The 1,264-nt window shown below is 61.9% G+C and carries 1 pseudogene; it reads right to left on the reverse strand.

Going from position 1 to position 1,264, the window contains the following annotated elements:
- Positions 1 to 30: 30 nt before the first annotated feature.
- A pseudogene (locus U5771_RS35115) lies at positions 31 to 1,211 on the reverse strand (IS3 family transposase).
- Between the last annotated feature and the right edge of the window lie 53 nt (positions 1,212 to 1,264).

A 1,264-nucleotide genomic window follows, 5' to 3' on the forward strand; every position in this document is an offset into this window, starting at 1 on the left:
TGACCCTGCCTCGTTTTCGCGTACAGCATCTCATGCGGCGATCAAGCTGGCCTCGTAGTCGACGGGGGTAAGGAAGTCGATCGAGGTATGCAGGCGTTGCCGATTGTAATAGCCCTCGATCCAATCGACGATATCCAGGCGGGCGTGGGCACGCGTTCGTAGTGAGTCTGGTAGATTCTTTCGACCTTCAGCGTCTTGAAGAAGCTCTCCATCGGGGCGTTATCCCAAGCGTTGGCGCGGCGGCTCATTGAAACGTTTATCTTGAACGCGGCGGTCAATTTCCGGTACGCACGACTGACGTATTGGGCGCCACGATCGGAGTGCAGCAGCAATCCCGGTGGCGGTTTGCGTTGCCAGCACGCGCTGCGCAACGCCTGGCAGACCAAGTCCGCGTTGATCCGCTCGGACGTCGACCAGCCGACGATGCGCCGGCTCGCCAGATCCAGGATCGCCGCCAGATACAACCAGCCCTCGCGGGTCCTAACGAAGGTGATGTCGCTTACCCAGGCTTGATTGGGCCGCCAGCCGTCGAAACGCCGATCCAACAGATTCGGCGCCACCGGCAGGCGATGCTTCGAATCCGTCGTCACCCGATACGGGCGCTTGTAGACCGGGCGCAGCCCCTGGCGTTGCAGGCTGCGACGCACGCGTTCGGCACTCGCCGGCCGGCCCTGAGCATGCAACTGTCGCACGATGCGAGGACGGCCATAGCTGCCGCGGCTGGCACGATGAATGGCGGCGACCTAACATGGCATTGGCCAGTTCCCGCCGACTTGGCTCCCGGCCGCGCCACTGACAATAGCACACACCCAGAACCCGGCAAAGCCGACTTACGCTGTACTGGTCGCGATGCGCTTCTATCCAGGCGTACCTCACCGCGCCCCCTTCGCGAAGTACGCCGTCGCCTTTCGAAGAATTTCGATATCCAGCTTTGCGCTGGCAAGTTCCTTACGCAGACGACTGTTCTCGGCCTCTAGGTCGCTGACTGGGCGACGACTTGAGCTCGGTGCACTCGGCGCCGGCCCCGCTGCCGCCTGCGCACTGCCATCGCGCTGATCACGGCACCAGTTCCCCAACGTCGCCACCGGCACGCCCAGCCTGCGAGCGGCTTCATGCTGACCGACGCTCTCAGCGAGCCGCACCGCCTCAACCTTGAATGCCTTCGTGTACTGCCGTCTCGGTACCACGTTCTCTGCCATGTTCTTCTCCATACAGTCAAAAAGTTATCAAACTTCTTGCTGTACGTGGAATCGAGGCAGGATCA

The sequence above is a fragment of the Burkholderia sp. BCC1977 genome (assembly GCF_905339595.1).
Taxonomy (GTDB): Bacteria; Pseudomonadota; Gammaproteobacteria; order Burkholderiales; family Burkholderiaceae; genus Burkholderia.